The sequence below is a fragment of the Campylobacter showae genome, assembly GCF_963515975.1.
Taxonomy (GTDB): domain Bacteria; phylum Campylobacterota; class Campylobacteria; order Campylobacterales; family Campylobacteraceae; genus Campylobacter_A; species Campylobacter_A showae_F.
This window is the reverse complement of sequence record NZ_CAUPZM010000019.1, coordinates 1-17706: the sequence shown is the minus strand read 5'-3', so window position 1 is coordinate 17706 and position 17706 is coordinate 1. Positions and strand designations below refer to the sequence as shown.

Below are 17706 nucleotides of genomic sequence, written 5' to 3'. Positions count from 1 at the left end.
AATGTTAGATAATTTTTTAGAAAACAAACCCCTTTTTTATAAGGAAATCAACCGCGCGCGTATGCCAAGCGCCTTTAAATTCGTACAAGGCGCGTTTAAAATACCAAAAATCATCCATCTTATCGGCACGAACGGCAAGGGCAGTACGGGGCGATTTTTAGCGCAGATGCTAGCTCGCGGCCATAGCGTCGGACACTATACGAGCCCGCATATTTTCGAGTTTCGCGAGAGATTTTGGATGAACGGCGCCGTAGCTAGCGCGGATGCGCTCGAGACGGCTCACGAGAGGCTGATTAAAATTTTGCCCCCCGAGGTCGCGCGCTCGCTTTCGTATTTTGAGTACGCGACGCTGCTTTGCGCTCCGCTTTTTGAGGGGTACGACTTTTTCGTCTGCGAGGCGGGCGTCGGAGGAGAATTCGACGCTACGAACGTATTTGACAAGCGCCTTAGCCTCTTTACTCCGATCGGTTTTGACCACACGGCGTTGCTTGGCGACAAGCTAGAGCAGATCGCGACGACTAAATTTAACGCGATGGCGGACGTTGCTTTGATGAATGATGATATGAGCGAGCTTTGCGCCGATATCGCTAGAGGGATCGCTGCCAAAAAAGGCGCGATGCTCAAATTTGCTTCCCAAAATTTGAGCAGCGAGGATAAAAACGAGATTAAAATTTATGCGGATAAATTCGGCTTGCCCGAGTTTTTACATTCAAATTTGACGCTTAGCTCTTCGGCGTTTAAGGAGCTCGGGTTTAGCTTAAATTTAGCAAATTTAGGCGCGCTGGATCTTGGCGGACGCTGCGAAAAGATCGCGCCAAACGTCACTATCGACGTCGGACACAACGAGATGGCGGCGCAAGCCCTAGCTAAAAAATTTGAGGGCAAAAAGCTAAATTTGATCTTTAACGCCTTTGCCGACAAGGACATAAAAGCCGTCCTAAAGGCGATCAAGCCGATCGTTAAAAAAACTTACATCATCGAGTACGAGGCGCCCGGCCGCGAGCTTGCGACGGCGCAGGTGAAAGATGCCTTGCGCCGGCTTGATATGGAGTTTGAGGGCTTTACGGACGTGCGCGCGGACGAAGAGTATCTGGCATTCGGGTCGTTTTACCTCGTGGAAGCCTTCTTAAAAAGGTACCGCGGTGCAAAGTGAGGTTTTTGAGTATTTTTTAAACGGAGGCGATGCGCAGCTACTAGTCTGCGAGGACGATAAGGAGGCCATCGCGGCTCTTAGCGCGGCGGAATTTGCCGGGCTTAAGGTCTTTAGATTGCCCGATTTTAGAGCGCGCGAGGGCGATGATCTGCGCAGCTTTAGCGCCGAGCTTTTCGAGTTATCCTCTGAGCTAGCCAAATTTTACGAATTTGAGGGCAAAAAGCTCCTTATCAGCCCCGTTTGCACGGTCCTAAACAAACTTCCCGGCAAAAAACATCTACAAAAGCTTACGCTAAATTTCGGCGATAAAATCGATCCCAAAGAGCTAGCCCAAAAGCTACTGCGCTTTGGCTACGAAGCAGTGGATATCGTGGAGAGCGAGGGCGAGTTTTGCGTGCGCGGCGAGATTATAGACGTTTTTTGCGTCGGCGCGCAGGAGCCAAACCGCATTTTGCTCTTTGAGGGCGAGATAGAGAGTATCAGGCACTACAGCACGCAGACGCAAATTTCAAACAAAACCGAGCTAAAAAGCGTTGAAATTTCGCCTTTTATCGCGGCTCTGGGCGAGGCCGAGTTTGAAAAAACGTCAGAAAAAATAAAAGATATGCAAACGGACGCGCTAATCAGTGACCTAAAGACGCTCGGATTTTGGGCGATAGACGGCTTTATAGACTATACGCGCGAATTTAAAACGGTTTTGACGAAAAAATTTGACGGCTTTGAGCGCGATCTGGGCGAGGTGGCAAATTTGCCCGTATTGCCCGCAGCTAAAGTTTATAAAGACTTAAGCGTAACTTTAAACACCGATTTTTTCGAGTTAAATAAAAATAAAAAAATCAAAGTCTTAGTGCGTAACGAAGGGCTTTTTAACGCATTAAATTTGAGCGAATACAAAAACGTAGAGTTCGTGCAAACCGAAGCGGCGTTAAATTTGATCTCACCAAGCGAAATCATCGTATCGCTAAATAAATTTGAAAAGAAAAAGCGCGCCAAAAAACCGAGTCTAGCGATCGACGAGCTAAAGGCGGGCGACTACGTCGTACACGAGGAGTACGGTATCGGCAAATTTACTGGGCTTGAAAAACTAACGGTGCTAGGCAGGACGCGCGAGTTTGTCGTGATCGTTTATCAAAACGAGGACAAGCTGCTTTTGCCCGTCGAGCATCTAAATTTGATCGACAGATACGTCGCGGGCAGCGGTAGTATCGCGGTTTTAGACCGCCTGGGCAAGGCAAATTTCGCCAAGATAAAAGAAAAAGTTAGAGCCAAACTTTTCGTAATCGCGTCAAAGATTATTTCGCTAGCCGCCCAGCGCGAGCTAATCCGCGGCGAAATCATCGAAAAAGACGATGCGGAGTATCTAAATTTCTTGCAAAACGCGGGCTTTGCCTACACGAGAGATCAGGAGCGCGCATCAAGCGACATCGCAAACGACCTAAAAAGCGGCAAGGTGATGGATAGGCTGCTTAGCGGCGACGTGGGGTTCGGTAAAACCGAAGTTGCGATGAACGCGATATTTAAGTGCGTAAAATCGGGCTTTCAGGCGCTATTTTTCGTGCCGACGACGCTTCTTAGCTCCCAGCATTTTAAAAGCCTAAAAGAGAGGCTGGGCAAATTTGACGTTAGCGTCTTTAAACTCGACCGCTTCACGAGCGCGAGGGAAAAATCAACCGCGGTTAAGGCGCTAGAGACGGGACAGCCTTGCGTTTGCGTTGGTACGCACTCGCTTTTGTCGGTTAAGCCCTCAAATTTAGGCCTCATCATCATCGACGAAGAGCATAAATTCGGCGTAAAACAAAAGGAAAAACTAAAAGAGATTTCAAGCGCCTCGCACGTGCTATCTATGAGCGCGACGCCGATACCGCGCAGCCTAAATATGGCGCTTTCAAGCGTCAAGGGCTACTCCGTATTGCAAACTCCCCCAAGCTCGCGCCTAGACGTGCGAACTAGCGTGCGCGAGTGGGACGAAAAGGCGGTAAAAGAGGCCGTGATGCGCGAACTGCGCCGCGGCGGTCAAATTTTTTATATCCACAACCACATCGCCACTATGTCTCAGGCAAAAAAGCAAATTTTGGACATCATGCCGAATTTACGCATCCTCACGCTACACTCCAAGATTGACGCTAAAACGACCGAAGAGGAGATGATGAGGTTTGAAAACGGCGAATACGACGTGCTGCTAAGCACCAGCATCGTAGAAAGCGGTATCCACCTGCCAAACGTAAACACCATCATCATCGAGGGCGCGAATAAATTCGGCATCGCAGACCTGCATCAGCTGCGCGGACGCGTCGGCAGGAGCGATAGGCAGGCGTATTGCTACTTCCTGGTCGAAGACAAAAACGCCCTAAGCGAGGACGCGCTAAAACGCCTGGTCGCGCTTGAGAGTAATTCGTTTTTGGGCTCTGGTAGCGTGCTAGCCTATCACGATCTAGAAATCAGAGGCGGCGGCAACCTGGTGGGCGAAGCCCAAAGCGGCCATATCGAGGCGATCGGCTACTCGCTCTACATCAAAATGCTTGAAGAAGAGATAAATAAACTGCTAAACAAAGAGAGCTTTGAAAGCGCGAAAATCGACCTGAAACTTAGCATAAACGCGTTTTTAAACTCAGAGTTTATCGGCGAAGACAGGCTGCGCTTGGAGCTATATAGACGGCTTAGCAAGTGCAAAGAGGTCGCCGAGGTTTACGAGATAGAGGGCGAGATCGAGGATAGATTCGGCAAGCTAGATATCTACACCAAGCAGTTTTTAAGCCTCATTATAATTAAAATTTTAGCGATAAAAGCGGGCTTCAAAGCCATCTCAAACGCCGAGCAAAATATCGTGCTAACCGCGCAAAACGGCGAACAAACCAGACTAAGATCAAAGAGCAAAGACGATGACGACGTGATAGAGGAGATATTAATCTACCTTAGAAAACTAAATAAAGGACGGGCGGAGAAATGATAGACTGGAACACGACTGCCGCAGCGATTTATCGGCGCAAATTCGGCGCTTTAAAGGGCGTAACGGACGTTGATTTTACGCAGCTTGATGGGCTTGTCGGGATCGAAAAGCAAAAAGAAGAGCTCTTGGAAAATACGCGAAATTTCTTAGAGGGCAAGGGTGCTAATCACGCGATACTCTGGGGCGCGCGAGGCTGCGGTAAAAGCAGTCTGGTTAAGGCAGTTTTTACTAAATTTTACCCTGAGGGCCTTCGGTTAATCGAGCTAAAAAACGACGAGCTAGAGATGATACCCGAGATCATTTACGAGATCAGGGATAGCAGTTTTAAATTTATCATTTTTTGCGACGACCTTAGCTTTGAGGCGGGAGACATGAGTTATAAATTTTTAAAACCCGTGCTTGAGGGCTCGATCGAAAAAGCGCCTAAAAACGTGCTAGTCTACGCCACCTCAAATCGCCGCCACCTGATCAGCGAACTAAAAAGCGACAATGAGGGCGCAAGGGTCGGCGAGACGGAGCTGCACTATAGCGACGCGGTCGAGGAAAAGATTGCGCTTAGCGATAGATTCGGGCTTTGGCTTAGCTTTTATCAGGGCAGTTTTGCGGACTATCTAAAGATGGTGGATTTTTATTTTAAAGATTTCGTAGGCGACAGAGCTATGCTTCACGAGCTAGCAAAGCAATACGCACAGCTGCGCGCGAGCCGCTCGGGACGCACCGCAAGGCAGTTTTATCTAAGCTATAAAGATAAAATTTGATGGCAAATTTAACTAGAGTGGGCTTTGTAGGCGATATCGTCGGACGCGCGGGAAGAAGCGCGGTTATACAAAATTTGCCAAAATTTAAGCGAGAATTCGAGCTTGACTTTATCGTCGCAAACGCCGAAAACGCAAGCGGGGGCTTTGGTCTAACCGCCACAAACGCGCACGAGCTGCTGGGATGCGGTATCGACGCGATCACGGGCGGCAACCATAGCTTTGATAAAAAAGACGTAGTCGCGCTGATGGACGTCCTGCCTATCATCCGCCCGTATAATCACTTCGCGGGAACTGCGGGGCGCGGCGCGATAAATTTGAGCAAAGAGGGCAAAAGCCTAAGCGTGGTAAATTTGATGGGACACTACGGCTTGCCGCATACGAACAACGCCTTTTTGGAGGCCGAGCGCGCGCTAGAGGAGTGCGAGAGCGAAAATATCCTAATAGACTTTCACGCCGAGGCCACGAGCGAGAAAAACGCCTTTTTTAGGCTATTTTGCGGGCGAGTAGGCGCGATAGCCGGCACTCACACGCACGTTGGCACCGATGATTTGCAAATAGTTAGCGGCACGGCCTACGTGAGCGACGTCGGTCTTAGCGGGGCGTTTGACGGCGTCATCGGCATGGACGCGGAAGCGCCGGTGAAGAGCTTTTTAACGGGGCTCAAGCACTCGTTTAAGGTAAATGAAAAATGCAGGCGAATCTTTCAAATGGTCGTGTTTGAATTTGACGGCGGGCGCTGCACGGATGCCTTTAAGATCCGCGTCATAGACGGAGTTGGCGAGCCTTTGGTGCAGCGCGCGGTTAAATTTGCATAAGCGAGCGCAAATTTTAGCCGAGCTAATGGCCGCGGCTTTTACTCAAATTTAATCTCAGCGTCGTTTCGGACGGTAAATTTGAGCAAGAGCCGCACGCTAAATTTGCTAAAAAACAAAGAAAAAGGAAAAACGATGGATAGCACGCAGCTTTTTTTGGCGCTAAAAAACGCTGGCGTAAAGGCTGACGCGGACGACCCTCTTTTGTGGCCGGGAGCCGGGACTTTCGAGGTCGTGGTCGGCGCCGTTTTGATACAAAATACCAACTGGAAAAACGCCGATAAAGCGCTAAATAACCTAAAAAACGCAAATTTGATGAGCCTTGAGGGTATCGTAAAAACTCCCGCGGCCGAGCTTGCCTTGCTCATAAAGCCAAGCGGCTTTTACAACACCAAAGCAAAACGCCTAAAAACGCTTTGCGAGGCGATTTTTAAAAAATTCGGAGATTTTGAAAATTTCAAAGAAAACGTGAGCCGCGAGTGGCTGCTTGGCGTAAAAGGCATCGGCGCGGAGAGCTGCGACGCGGTGCTTTGCTACGCGTGCGGGCGCGAGGTGATGGTTGTAGATAGCTACGCTTTGCGGATTTTGGGCTTTTTGGGGTATGAGTTTGAAAGCTACGAAGAAGCTCGCGAGTGGCTAGAGGCCGTAGATAGCGAGCAAATTCGAGAGGCGTACGGACGCGAGCTAGAGATGAATGAAATTTACGCCAAATTTCACGGCAAGATAGTGGAGTTTTGCAAGGCGCACTTTAGCGGTAAAAAGCTGGACGAAGCAGGCGAAGAGATACTAAAATCCATAAAATAGGAGCGAAGATGAAGATAAATTTTATAAATTTACAAGCCCAGTATCAAAAATACAAAAGCGAAATCGACGAGCAGATCAAAGATGTGCTAGATAGCTCGGTCTATATCGGCGGCAAGGTCGGCGAGCTAGAGGAAAATCTAGCTAAATTTAGCGGCGCAAAGTATGCTATAGCTTGCAGTAGCGGCACGGACGCGCTGCTACTAGCCTTTATGGCGCTTGATATAAAGCCCGGCGACGAGATCATCACGACGCCTTTTACCTTTATCGCTACGGCCGAGATGATAGCGTTTTTGGGCGCAAAGCCCGTGTTCGTCGATATCGACGAGAGGACGTATAATATCGGTCCAAATTTGATCGAGGCAAAGATCACGCCAAAGACCAAGGCTATCGTGCCGGTGTCGCTTTTTGGGCAGGCGGCTGATATGGCGGCGATAAACGCCATCGCGCAAAAGCACGGCCTAACCGTCATAGAAGATGCCGCGCAAAGCTTTGGTGCGAGCCAAAACGGCGTAAAATCCTGCAACCTCTCGCGCATCGCTACGACCTCGTTTTTCCCGGCTAAGCCGCTTGGTTGCTACGGCGACGGCGGAGCGATATTTACGGACGACGACGCCCTGAACGAAAAAATGCGCATCCTGCTAAACCACGGTCAGTCCGAGCGCTACATCCACAAATACGTCGGCATAAACGGCAGACTCGACGCCATCCAGGCGGGCATTTTAAACGTCAAGCTAAAGTACCTTGACGCCGAAATCGCAAAACGCCAAGAGATCGCGGCGAGATATACTAGCGAGCTAAAGGGCGTCGTAACGCCTTTCGTCGCGGAGGGCAACGTCTCGGCGTGGGCGCAGTACTGTATCCGCGTAAAAGATAGAGCGAAAATGCTAGAAATCTGCGCGCAAAAAGGCGTGCCGACGGGCGTTTATTACCCCGTGCCGCTGCATTTGCAAGAGGTGTTTAAGCATCTTGGCTACAAGCTTGGGGATTTTGCCGTGAGCGAAGCGGTGGCGCAGGATATAATGGCGCTGCCGATGTCTGCGTTTGTAACCAAAGAGGAGCAAGACTACGTTATCGAGGTTATAAACAATGCTTAAATTTGCGCTCATAGGTCTTGGCGTCATGGGCAAAAACCACTACCGTGCGCTGCAAAACGTCGCTGGCGTGCAGATAGTCGCTCTTTGCGATCCGTTTTGCAAGGAAAATTTTGCGCAAAAAATTTACGCTGATCTTGACGAGATGCTAGAGAGCGAAAATTTAGACGCCGCCGTCATCGCTACGCCGACCTCGCTACATAAAGAAGCGGCGCTAAAATGCATGCAAAAGGGGCTAAATTTGCTCATCGAAAAGCCCGTTTGCGCAAATGCTGCGGATGCTCAAATTTTACTTGACGAAGCTAAGCGGCGAGATATAAAAGTAGCCGTCGGGCACGTCGAGCGCTTTAACCCAGCGATCGCGGCGCTAAAAAAAGAGCTTGAAAACGAGGAAATCTACAGCATCCAAATAACCAGAAACGCGCCCTTTCCGCAGCGAATCGCGGATGTGGGCATACTGGCCGATCTAGCCGTGCACGATATAGATCTCATTAGATTTTTAAGCGGTAGAGAGATAAAAAGTGCCGATATAAAATGCTCGAGCAAAATCCACGCTAAATTTGAAGATAACGCGGTTTTGTCGTTTGAGCTTGAGGGCGAGATAACGGCTCTAATCGCTACTAGCTGGCTAGCGCACAGACGCAAAAGAACGGTCGAGGTCGCGTGTAAGGGGGCAGTTTACGAGGCTGATTTGCTAAATCAAAGCCTCGTTAAATTTAGCGAATTTGACGCTAGCTCGTATAAAACGCAAAATATATTCGTCAAAAGAACTGATCCTCTAACAAGCGAACTAGAGGACTTCGTGTGCCTTTTAAGCGGCGAGCAAAGCGCGGGCGCTAGCATAGAAGACAGCCTAAAAACGCTAAAAATCATAGAGAATGCGAGCTAAATTTTAGGCTGAAATATAAAAGAAAATTTATTTTTTTATATTTTATTTATATTTATGGAAAAAGAAGTTATTATTACACGATTTTTTCAAAAGGAGTCTAAATGATATATGAAAACATCGTTCAAACCATCGGTAAAACGCCGATCGTAAGGATAAACAGCGTGCACGAAGAGGGCATGGCTGAAATTTATGCAAAGCTTGAGTTTTTTAACCCGGGCGGCTCGGTAAAAGATAGAATCGCCGCAAATATGATCCTCGGTATGCAAAAAGAAGGTACGCTAAAAAAAGGCGACGTCATCGTGGAGCCAACTAGCGGCAACACTGGCATAGGCGCGGCTATGGTCGGCGCGGCGCTAGGATACAAGGTCGTGCTAGTGATGCCAGAAACCATGAGCATAGAAAGACGCAAGCTGCAAAAGGCCTACGGAGCGGAGCTAGTGCTAACCGAGGGCGCAAAAGGTATGAAAGGCGCGATCGAAAAAGCAAACGAACTCGTGCGCGAAAAAGGCTACGTGATGCTAAGTCAGTTTGAGAATAAATTTAACACGCAGGCTCACGAGCTAACGACGGCAAAAGAGATCATGGATGACTTTGGGGAGCTTGACGCGTTTGTAGCGGGCGTAGGCACGGGCGGTACGCTAAGCGGCACCGCAAGAGCGCTAAAAGCAAACGGCTATAAGACTAAGATCATCGCCGTCGAGCCAAACGACTCTGCGGTGATCTCTGGCGAAAAACCCGGCCCGCACAAGATCCAGGGCATAGGAGCGGGCTTTATCCCAGCTACGCTTGATACTGCTTGCATCGACGAGATAGAGCGCGTGGATAACGACGAGGCCTTTGAGACGGCTAGAAAGCTAGCTAAAGAGGAGGGTATCTTGCTAGGTATCTCGGGCGGCGCGGCTCTGGCGGCTGCGGTGAAAGTCGCAAAGAGGCTAGGTAAGGGCAAAAAGGTGCTTTTCATAGCCCCAGATAACGGCGAGAGATATCTTAGTACTCCGCTTTACGAGGCGTGATTTGGGACTGATAGCTGAGCTAAACGAGCTGGTCGCGACCGTGCGAGAAAAGGACCCGTCGGTAGCCTCGTGCTGCTACGGGGCGATCCTCGTCAATACTCCGGGTATCCATGCCGTCTTTTTTCATAGATTCGCACACTTTTTGCATGTTAAAAATTGGCGATTTACGGCGCGCTTCGTTTCGCAGATGTCGCGCTTTTTAACGGGTATCGAGATACATCCGGGCGCCAAGATCGGCAGGCGGCTTTTTATCGATCACGGCATGGGCGTGGTTATCGGCGAGACGGCCGAGGTGGGCGATGACGTGCTGATCTATCATCAAGTAACTCTAGGCGGCACGGGCAAAGAGTGCTGCAAGCGCCACCCGACCGTAAAAAACGGCGTTACGATAGCAGCCGGCGCAAAGGTGCTAGGAAACATCCTGATCGGCGAAAACGCCAAAATAGGCGCGAACTCGGTCGTACTAAAAGACGTGCCCGATAACGCCACGGTCGTAGGCATCCCCGCTAGGATCGTGCGAATAAACGGCGAACGAGTCGGCGAGTAGGTTAAATTTGCGCCGACCTTGGCTGCTATTTTTATAAATTTACTTTTTAACTCTGTTAAATTTAAAAGATTTCCAGGCGGCAGAAATAGAGTATATTTTTGCGAGCTTGTATCGGGCTTCAAATTTATCAAATTCGCCTACGTCAAATTTTAGTTAAATTTACTCGTCAAATATCGGAAGTTTAGGCTCTTTTTCTTTTTGTATTTTGCCGCCGACGTTTAAAATTTGAGACTCGCTTGCTTCGCTCAAATTTTCATTGTCGTCAAATTTGATCGTCTCGCCGGCTTCATTCGTCGTGATTTTTAGTCGCTTCATCGTCTTAGCCGATTTGCTAAACTCTATTAGATCCTCGGTCGTCTTTACCTCGCTCGGGAGCTTTTGTAGCGAGTATTTAAAAATTTCAGCAGCCGCGATAGCGTCGCTTAGTGCCCTGTGGTGAGTGTTCTTTATGCCTAAAAACTCTTTTAGCGTCCCTAGGCCGTATTTTGGCGAGGCGATAGTGCGGCGGGCTAGGTCGATCGTGCAGAGCCTGCGATTTAGTAGCTCGCCGTATCCTAGCGCCTCCAGCGTCGAGCTGATAAAGCCGTAGTCGAAACGAACGTTGTGTGCCACAAAAACGCTCTGGCCTAGAAAAACTTTAAATTGCTCCATGACAAAGGCAAGGCTTGGCGCGTTTTTTAGGTGTTCTGCGGTGATGCCCGTTAGTTCGCTGATATTTTCCGGGACGTAGGGCGCGTACACGAAGGTTTCAAATTTACCGATTATTTCGCCGTTTTGTATCTTTAGCGCGCCGATTTCGATGATTTGACCGCTATTTATGCCGCCGCTAGTTTCTATATCTACGACGCAAAAAATTTGATCTTTTATCTCTTTGCGGCGAGTTTTTAGCTCGATTTGGTTTTTTGCGGTGCGGGCTATATCAAGCCCCAGTGCGCGCCACATCTGCACGTCGCGGACATCAAAAAGCTCGGCGTATTCGTCCATTTGCTTGGTTACGGCGACGAAGTTGGCGTAGGCTACGTTTCGCTTGGCGATGACGGCTAGTAAATTTTCAAAATCTTGGTTCAAAACTCGAGCTTTAGCGAGCGGATCGAGTGCTCGTATGAATTTGACGAAAATATATAACTGCCCGCCACGACGATATCCACGCCCGCTTCATCGAGCTGTGCGACGTTTAGTCCCGTCACGCCGCCGTCTACCTCGATCATGCATTTTGCGTTTTTACGCTCGATCATTTCGCGTAGGCTGCGGGCTTTTTCGAGCACCGAAGGGATAAACTTTTGCCCGCCAAATCCTGGATTTACGCTCATTAGCAGCACCATGTCGACTTCGTTTACGATGTGCTCGATCGCCGATACCGGAGTATGCGGGTTTAGCACGATAGCAGGCCCCACGCCGTGGCTGCGGATGTGGTCTATTAGACGTAACGGATGCTTTTCCTCCTCGATGTGAAAGCTTAAAAATTTAGGCTTCAGAGGCAAAAAAAGATCGGCAAAAAATGTGTTATTTTGAACCATCAGATGTATATCTAGCGGCTTTGTAGCGGCCTTTGCTACGGCGTTTACTACGATGGGGCCGATGGTTAAATTCGGCACAAAATGCCCGTCCATCACGTCGACATGCACGAGATCAGCTCCGGCCTCGCAGACGGCCTCGATCTCGGCTCTTAAATTTCCAAAATCAGCCGATAAAATACTTGGTGCTACGTACATTTGATTGTCCTTTATTTACTTAGAAAAAATATCGCGTCCATGCCGTCTATGTCGAGTCGTACTAGGACGCCTTTGTTTTTTTTGTCTTCGTCTATGATGGTTTCAAAAACGTGCGGCAAGGTAAAATTCGCCTCTATCTTTTGGCCTTTTAGCCACGCCTCGATGCGGTCGGAGATGACGCTAAGTAGGTCAGCGTAGGCCTCGGTCATGCTTACGCCGCTACCTTCTTGGAGTAAAATTTTGCAGATCCTATGAACGGCGTATTTTTCGAGACATAGGATAAATTTGGCATTCATATCGCCGTAAAACGCTACCGAACCCATGCAAAATTTCTCCTCGTCGCAGCTAAAATTTGCTATCTCCGTGGCGGTGCGGGTGACTGGTAAATTTGACAAAGACGCTAGCGTATCCATGATGACTTTTAGCAGGTTGGGCAGGACGTCCACAAGCTCTTTCGTGATATTTTTGGGTCTATCCTCGGCTGTTGCGCCGCCGCCTTCTATCGTAGCGTCGTCGTTAAAAAAGTCCTCTATCGAGCGGTAAAGCAAAATCCCGCAGTCTTCCAAGTCATAAACCAGCGCTTTTGACATGCTCTCTTTTTTTAGTCCGCACAGAGCTATCGTGGCTCCGTACTCGGCGCACTCCATCATAAGTTTGGCTAAAAACGACACGCCGTGGATGTTGATGGAGCTTGATTTGCTCATATCAAAAACAAAAAATTTAAAGCCTACTTTGAGCGAATTTAGAAAAACTTTATAGTCGAAATTTTCCGAGAAAGAGGAGTCGATAAAGCCGTCTATGCCGTAGATCACGACATTTTCTTTGAGCGTGATTTTGATATCTTTTTTGCTGGATTTTATGTCGGTTAGATGAACGGCGTATTCAAAATCTTTATAAGTGCTCCTAAATTCATTGATATCTTTTGCAATCACGGGCTTATACCCGCGGCCTGAAAGTCTCAAGGCGATCTGGCGTTTTTGATCGGCGTCCGAGTTAAAGACTATAATGCGTCTGTTTGCAAATTCCGGCTCAAAAGTACCCCAAAATAGGAGCGCAACGTTTGAAGTCTCAAAAAACGATACGTTTAAAACATCCTTTGACATCCTTTTTAGCGCTTTAAATTTAAGCTCGTTATAGTCGCAAAAGCCTATGTCGGCGTTGCTTTCCTTTGCTATCCTGGAGACGATTTCTAGGACGAGATTAAAACCTATTTTGTTGAAATAAACGGCGTTTTTTAGGGATATTAGGATATGACGCGGCGCATTTTGGCGTAATTTTCTTATGCTTGCATCGCCAATGCTGTATTTGTCGATATCGCCGTCTAGAAAGCCAAGAGGGTAAAATATTGCGACGTTGTCTTTAAATCTTAGTCTCATAAAATGGGGATAAAAGCTTTCCTAAAATTTTAAATTTGCTAAAAATCGACTAGTAAATTTTTAAAATTTAACCACGTTTAAGTTGCGATATTTTAGCTTTTTTATCCATAAAATCAGTTTAAAAGCTAACGCTTTTGTAAAAGTAGCTTTAAGCTTTTATTTTGTTTCTTTTAGATAAAATCAGCAGAAATTTTTATTTTTAAGGAAACAAATATGTCAAGAGTATGCGCAATAACAGGCAAAGGCCCGATGGTAGGCAACAACGTCAGCCACGCCAAAAACAGAACGAAAAGAAGGTTTTTGCCAAACCTAAGAACCATCCGCGTTACGCTAGAGGACGGCACTACGAGAAAGATCAAAGTAGCTGCTTCTACGCTAAGAACGATGAGAAAACAGTCACGCTAAATTTACCGCAAATTTGAGGAGTTGTCTTTGTTTAAAAAGATTTTAAAATTCCTCAACTGGTCGAGTTCCGCCAAACCTCAAATCAACCTCAATACCGAACTTTACGAACAACTTCGCCCGTTTCGCTTACCGCTCATCTTAGTCGTTTTGATGATGATGGTCGGAGCTATGGGCTACGTCACGATCGATGGTTTTAGCCTGATAGACGCGATTTATCAGGCCGGTATGACTTTTACGACCGTCGGATTTACCGAGGTCGCGCCTATTTCTCCGGCCGGCCGGATTTTTACTATCACTTTTATTTTGCTAGGCTTTGCCGTTTTTACGTTTTCTACGGGTTTGATGCTCGAAGTTTTAAAAAAAGGCGCGCTCGTAGCGATCATAAAGGAAAGACGAATGTTATATAAAATCGCAAGACTAAAAAACCACTTTGTCATCTGCTATCACAACCAATACACAATGGAATTAAGCCGCGAATTTAGGGAAAATCACATCCCATTTATCGTCATCGATCCGTGCGAGGATCTGCCGGAAATCGCGGAAAAATACAAGTATCCATACTATATCGTCTCTCAGCCGCACACGCAAACGGCGCTTTTAAAGACGCATTTTTCAAGCGCAAAAGGCATGATCACGCTAAGCCCAAACATCGCCGACAACATCGCCCTCATCGCCACAGTAAGGCTATATGAAAAAGAAATCGGGCGCAAAAAGCCGTATTTTATAATGACAAACTCCGATAACCAAGACGATACCGAGCGGTTAAAAAAGCTCGGCGCAAACAGCGTCGTGAGTCCATCAAAACTCGTCGCCCAGCGCCTTAGCGCGATGAGCGTGCGTCCGGATATGGAAAATTTGCTCGAGCAGTTTTTATATAAGCAAGACTCGCCGATTGATATCGAGGAAATTTCGGTGCCGGATTATTCGTGGGTGCGCTTTAAACGCCTAAAAGAAACTAACCTGCGAAACATAACAAACGCCGACGTTGTGGGTATCAAAGACGTAAATAACAAATTTATCCCGATGCCAAAGGGCGACACGCTGATAGGCACAGGTACGAAGCTGCTAGTTATCGGTACCGGCGAGTCGATACGCCTAACTAAGCGCGTCATAAAAAGCAAGCATAAGCCAGAAGAGCTAAAATACGTTTAAATTTGGGCTTTTGTGAGACTTGTGTGGCTTAAATTTGCGTCGCTTAACCACTTCAAATTTGACGCAAAAACAATTCGTCGGCGCAATAAAATTTGATAAATTTAAGCTTGGCGTAGGCTGGGTAAAATTTACCAAATCGCCCAAATACGGCGCGTTTTTAACCAGCTCTTAAAATAATATTCGCTAAAATTAAATTAAAATTTAATCCACCAAAGGAGCAAATATGTTTCATGAAGACAGAGAGCTTATAACCAAGCTAAAAGGCACGAATGCGAGATTTACGTCGCTTTTCGACAAACACAACGACCTAGACGAAAAGATCGCCGAAATGCAAAAAGGCAACGTCTATAACGATGCCGAAGTGGATGCTCTAAAACGCGAAAAACTCAGGCTAAAAGACGAAATTTACGCCTTTTTAGCCGAATATAAAAAAGAAAACAATCTTTAATTTAATAGCGGCGGACGATTTGTGCCGCCGTTTTTCTGCCTCAAATTACTTCATTTTTTATCTTTCATTGGCTACAAATCGCGCCAAATTTAATTCAAAAAACAGAATGCAAAATCGCTACAAAAATACCAAATTTGACGCAAAATATAAATTTGTTTTCAAATTTACAACGCGGCTACATCGAAATCTTTTTGAGCACCCAAAAAACCGCCATTCCGACGCACAAAATAATAACCGCCCAAATATATTCCATCTTATTTCCTTGCCTATTTTTGCCGAAATTTAATTTATTTTTCGTTTATTATAACACAAACTTACGGCTTTTTGGAAAGGCCGTGATTTAAGAGAAAATTCGCTAAAATTTATAAAAGTTTAAAAAGGATGGAAAATGGATGAGACAAAGAGCGTTTTTATCAATCGCGAGCTTAGCTGGTTGCGTTTTAACTCGCGCGTTTTAGCCCAGTGCGAAAAGGCGTTGCCGCCGCTTGAAAAGCTAAAATTTATCGCGATTTACATGACGAATTTGGATGAATTTTACATGATTCGCATCGCGGGGCTTAAGCAGCTTTTTGCCGCGGGAGTCGCAGCTAGCGGTAGCGACGGTATGAGCCCGCTTGAGCAGCTAAGGGAGATCAGAAAATACATCAAAGACGAACTCGCACTCGTGGAAAAACACTATAAAGACGCGCTAAAAGAGCTCGCGCAAAACGGGCTTTTTATGAAAAATTACGACGAGATCTCGCCTGAGCTTCGCGCCAAATGCGACGAGTATTTTTTCTCAAACATCCTGCCCGTCATCGTGCCTATCGCGGTTGATGCCACGCACCCGTATCCTCATCTAAACAACCTTAGCTTTAGCCTAGCCGTCAAGCTTGCCGACGCGGATAGCCCCGAGATAGTGAAATTTGGCATGATACGTATCTCGCGCGTTTTGCCGAGATTTTATCAGGCGGCCGACAACGTCTACGTGCCGATAGAAACGATCGTGCACCGCCACGCGGAGGAGATTTTCCCAGGTTACAAGCTACTTAGCTCGGCTGCTTTTAGAGTCACGAGAAACGCCGACATCGTCATCGAGGAGGAAGAGGCGGACGACTTTATGATGATCCTCGAACAGGGGCTTAAATTGCGCCGCAAGGGCGCCTTTGTCCGCATGCAGATACAAAAGGACGCCGATGCCGAGATAGTCGAGTTTCTAAACTCGCATATGAAGATTTTTTATAAGGATATCTACGAGTACACCGTCCCGCTCACGCTAAATTCGCTCTGGCAAATCGTGGGAAATAAAGAATTTTCGCACCTTTGCCTACCGCCGTACGCGCCAAAGACATTGCCGCCTTTTAGCACTCATCTCTCGATGTTTGACGTCATCGATAAAGAAGACGTGCTAGTCGTGCATCCCTACGAGAGCTTTGATCCGGTAGTGCAGTTTATCAGGGAGGCGAGTAAGGATCCGCGCGTGATTTCGATCCGCATGACGCTCTACCGCGTCGATAAAAGCTCGCCTATCATCCAGGCTCTCATCGATGCCGCAAACGACGGCAAGCAAGTAACCGTGATGGTCGAGCTAAAGGCGAGGTTCGACGAGGAAAACAACCTACACTGGGCAAAGGCGCTAGAGGACGCCGGCGCGCACGTGATATACGGCATCACGGGCTTTAAGGTGCACGCAAAAGTGAGCCAAGTCATCCGTCAAGAGGGCGGCAAGCTCAAATTTTACATGCATCTATCCACCGGCAACTACAACGGCGGTTCGGCGAAAATTTACACCGACGTGAGCTATTTTACGAGTAGGGCGGAGTTTGCGAGCGATACGACGACGTTTTTTCATATACTTTCGGGTTTTTCTAAAAACCGCCGCCTGCAGACGCTCTCTATGTCGCCGATGCAGATAAAAGAGCGTGTGCTAGAGATGATAAAGACCGAGACCGCGCACGGAGAGCAGGGCAGGATCGTGGCCAAGATGAACGCGCTAGTAGATAGCGATATCGTGGATGCGCTGGTGAAGGCCAGTAGTGCCGGCGTAAAGATCGACCTCATCGTGCGCGGCATCTGCTGCGTGCGCCCGGAAGTGAAGGGTCTAAGCGAAAATATCCGCGTGAGATCGCTCATCGGCAAATACCTTGAGCACGCGAGGATATTTTATTTCAGGCACGCCGAGCCTCAAATTTACATCGCTTCCGCCGACTGGATGCCGCGAAATCTCGAGCGCCGCCTAGAGCTCATGACGCCGATAATCGATAAAAATTTGCAAGAGCGCTTGCTCGAGTTTTTGCGCTTGCAGCTTAGCGATAACGAGCTGGCGTTTGAGTTGCAAAACAGCGGCGAATACGCCAAGGTGAGACCTAAAGAGGGCGACGCGCGCATAAACTCGCAAGAGGTGCTCGAGGAGTACGTGAGCGGGGTATACAAGGCGACGAAAAAGGATACCGATAAGGGCAAGAGCGAGCAGATGGTGGCGAAACTTTTGAAAGAAAGTTAAGCGGCTCGTCTTTTTGCCCTATACTTCGTTACTTTTAAATTCGGCTCGGTCATTACCAACACGGTAACTCCCGTCGCCAAATTTAAAAGCGCCTCGTCTAGAACAAAAATACTTCGC

General features: G+C 47.7%; 16 protein-coding genes. 13 read left to right on the top strand and 3 right to left on the bottom strand.

Annotated features, from left to right (window positions below):
* Position 1: 1 nt before the first annotated feature.
* The 9 genes from RWM02_RS07595 to cysE all read left to right on the top strand — a co-directional run bounded on the left by RWM02_RS07595 (position 2) and on the right by cysE (position 10014).
* Positions 2-1153 (top strand): bifunctional folylpolyglutamate synthase/dihydrofolate synthase, encoded by a 1152-nt coding sequence (locus RWM02_RS07595; RefSeq protein WP_314070748.1) that lies wholly within the window; start codon positions 2-4, stop codon positions 1151-1153.
* Complete coding sequence (gene mfd, locus RWM02_RS07590) at positions 1143-4100, top strand: transcription-repair coupling factor (RefSeq protein WP_314070746.1); 2958 nt, start codon at positions 1143-1145, stop codon at positions 4098-4100. The genes RWM02_RS07595 and mfd overlap by 11 nt, the downstream gene beginning before the upstream one ends.
* Complete coding sequence (locus RWM02_RS07585; protein ID WP_314070744.1) at positions 4097-4858, top strand: ATP-binding protein; 762 nt, start codon at positions 4097-4099, stop codon at positions 4856-4858. Before mfd ends, RWM02_RS07585 begins: the two co-directional genes overlap by 4 nt.
* Entirely contained in the window at positions 4858-5673 is an 816-nt protein-coding gene (locus RWM02_RS07580; RefSeq protein ID WP_314070742.1) for a TIGR00282 family metallophosphoesterase, read from the top strand. The genes RWM02_RS07585 and RWM02_RS07580 overlap by 1 nt, the downstream gene beginning before the upstream one ends.
* Positions 5674-5805: 132 nt before the next feature.
* A complete protein-coding gene (locus tag RWM02_RS07575; protein ID WP_314070738.1) occupies positions 5806-6474 on the top strand; it encodes a 3-methyladenine DNA glycosylase in 669 nt (222 codons plus the stop codon).
* Between the two features lie 8 nt (positions 6475-6482).
* Positions 6483-7568 carry a DegT/DnrJ/EryC1/StrS family aminotransferase gene (locus RWM02_RS07570; RefSeq protein WP_314070734.1) on the top strand — a complete coding sequence of 362 codons (1086 nt, stop codon included), beginning with the start codon at positions 6483-6485 and terminating at the stop codon, positions 7566-7568.
* Positions 7561-8454 carry a Gfo/Idh/MocA family oxidoreductase gene (locus tag RWM02_RS07565; RefSeq protein WP_314070731.1) on the top strand — a complete coding sequence of 298 codons (894 nt, stop codon included), beginning with the start codon at positions 7561-7563 and terminating at the stop codon, positions 8452-8454. Before RWM02_RS07570 ends, RWM02_RS07565 begins: the two co-directional genes overlap by 8 nt.
* Positions 8455-8555: 101 nt before the next feature.
* Positions 8556-9467 (top strand): cysteine synthase A, encoded by a 912-nt coding sequence (gene cysK, locus RWM02_RS07560; protein WP_314070728.1) that lies wholly within the window; start codon positions 8556-8558, stop codon positions 9465-9467.
* Between the two features lie 10 nt (positions 9468-9477).
* The gene (gene cysE / locus RWM02_RS07555) at positions 9478-10014 is read left to right on the top strand and encodes a serine O-acetyltransferase (RefSeq protein ID WP_442551149.1); all 537 of its coding nucleotides are present in this window, start codon (positions 9478-9480) and stop codon (positions 10012-10014) included.
* A 159-nt stretch (positions 10015-10173) separates the two neighbouring features.
* Here cysE and RWM02_RS07550 read toward each other — a convergent pair whose 3' ends face one another.
* Genes RWM02_RS07550 through RWM02_RS07540 form a run of 3 tightly spaced genes read right to left on the bottom strand, consistent with a single transcriptional unit; the run spans position 10174 to position 13102 of the window.
* Positions 10174-11082 carry a 3'-5' exonuclease gene (locus RWM02_RS07550; RefSeq protein ID WP_314070724.1) on the bottom strand — a complete coding sequence of 303 codons (909 nt, stop codon included), beginning with the start codon at positions 11080-11082 and terminating at the stop codon, positions 10174-10176.
* On the bottom strand, positions 11079-11726 hold the full coding sequence (gene rpe, locus RWM02_RS07545) for a ribulose-phosphate 3-epimerase (RefSeq protein ID WP_314070721.1): 648 nt from the start codon (positions 11724-11726) through the stop codon (positions 11079-11081). The genes RWM02_RS07550 and rpe overlap by 4 nt, the downstream gene beginning before the upstream one ends.
* 11 nt (positions 11727-11737) lie before the next feature.
* Positions 11738-13102, bottom strand: a complete 1365-nt coding sequence (locus RWM02_RS07540; protein ID WP_314070719.1) for an STAS domain-containing protein — start codon at positions 13100-13102, stop codon at positions 11738-11740.
* Positions 13103-13315: 213 nt separating this feature from the next.
* On the opposite strand from RWM02_RS07540, the gene rpmB reads away from it, so the two are divergent.
* The 4 genes from rpmB (at position 13316) to RWM02_RS07520 (ending at position 17589) form a co-directional block, all read left to right on the top strand.
* Positions 13316-13507 carry a 50S ribosomal protein L28 gene (rpmB, locus tag RWM02_RS07535; RefSeq protein WP_002945979.1) on the top strand — a complete coding sequence of 64 codons (192 nt, stop codon included), beginning with the start codon at positions 13316-13318 and terminating at the stop codon, positions 13505-13507.
* A gap of 27 nt (positions 13508-13534) precedes the next feature.
* A complete protein-coding gene (locus RWM02_RS07530) occupies positions 13535-14659 on the top strand; it encodes a potassium channel family protein (protein WP_390887748.1) in 1125 nt (374 codons plus the stop codon).
* A 223-nt stretch (positions 14660-14882) separates the two neighbouring features.
* A complete protein-coding gene (locus RWM02_RS07525; RefSeq protein WP_002946649.1) occupies positions 14883-15107 on the top strand; it encodes a YdcH family protein in 225 nt (74 codons plus the stop codon).
* Between the two features lie 388 nt (positions 15108-15495).
* Positions 15496-17589, top strand: a complete 2094-nt coding sequence (locus RWM02_RS07520; RefSeq protein ID WP_122863508.1) for an RNA degradosome polyphosphate kinase — start codon at positions 15496-15498, stop codon at positions 17587-17589.
* Positions 17590-17706: the final 117 nt, after the last annotated feature.

Excerpts from the sequence above, each read along its gene's own strand:
- rpmB (WP_002945979.1), top strand. The coding sequence starts at position 13,316 with ATGTCAAGAGTATGCGCAATAACAGGCAAAGGCCCGATGGTAGGCAAC.
- RWM02_RS07595 (WP_314070748.1), top strand. The coding sequence starts at position 2 with ATGTTAGATAATTTTTTAGAAAACAAACCCCTTTTTTATAAGGAAATC.
- RWM02_RS07540 (WP_314070719.1), bottom strand. The coding sequence starts at position 13,102 with ATGAGACTAAGATTTAAAGACAACGTCGCAATATTTTACCCTCTTGGC.
- rpe (WP_314070721.1), bottom strand. The coding sequence starts at position 11,726 with ATGTACGTAGCACCAAGTATTTTATCGGCTGATTTTGGAAATTTAAGA.
- RWM02_RS07580 (WP_314070742.1), top strand. The coding sequence starts at position 4,858 with ATGGCAAATTTAACTAGAGTGGGCTTTGTAGGCGATATCGTCGGACGC.
- RWM02_RS07575 (WP_314070738.1), top strand. The coding sequence starts at position 5,806 with ATGGATAGCACGCAGCTTTTTTTGGCGCTAAAAAACGCTGGCGTAAAG.
- RWM02_RS07565 (WP_314070731.1), top strand. The coding sequence starts at position 7,561 with ATGCTTAAATTTGCGCTCATAGGTCTTGGCGTCATGGGCAAAAACCAC.
- RWM02_RS07520 (WP_122863508.1), top strand. The coding sequence starts at position 15,496 with ATGGATGAGACAAAGAGCGTTTTTATCAATCGCGAGCTTAGCTGGTTG.
- RWM02_RS07585 (WP_314070744.1), top strand. The coding sequence starts at position 4,097 with ATGATAGACTGGAACACGACTGCCGCAGCGATTTATCGGCGCAAATTC.
- cysK (WP_314070728.1), top strand. The coding sequence starts at position 8,556 with ATGATATATGAAAACATCGTTCAAACCATCGGTAAAACGCCGATCGTA.
- RWM02_RS07570 (WP_314070734.1), top strand. The coding sequence starts at position 6,483 with ATGAAGATAAATTTTATAAATTTACAAGCCCAGTATCAAAAATACAAA.
- RWM02_RS07525 (WP_002946649.1), top strand. The coding sequence starts at position 14,883 with ATGTTTCATGAAGACAGAGAGCTTATAACCAAGCTAAAAGGCACGAAT.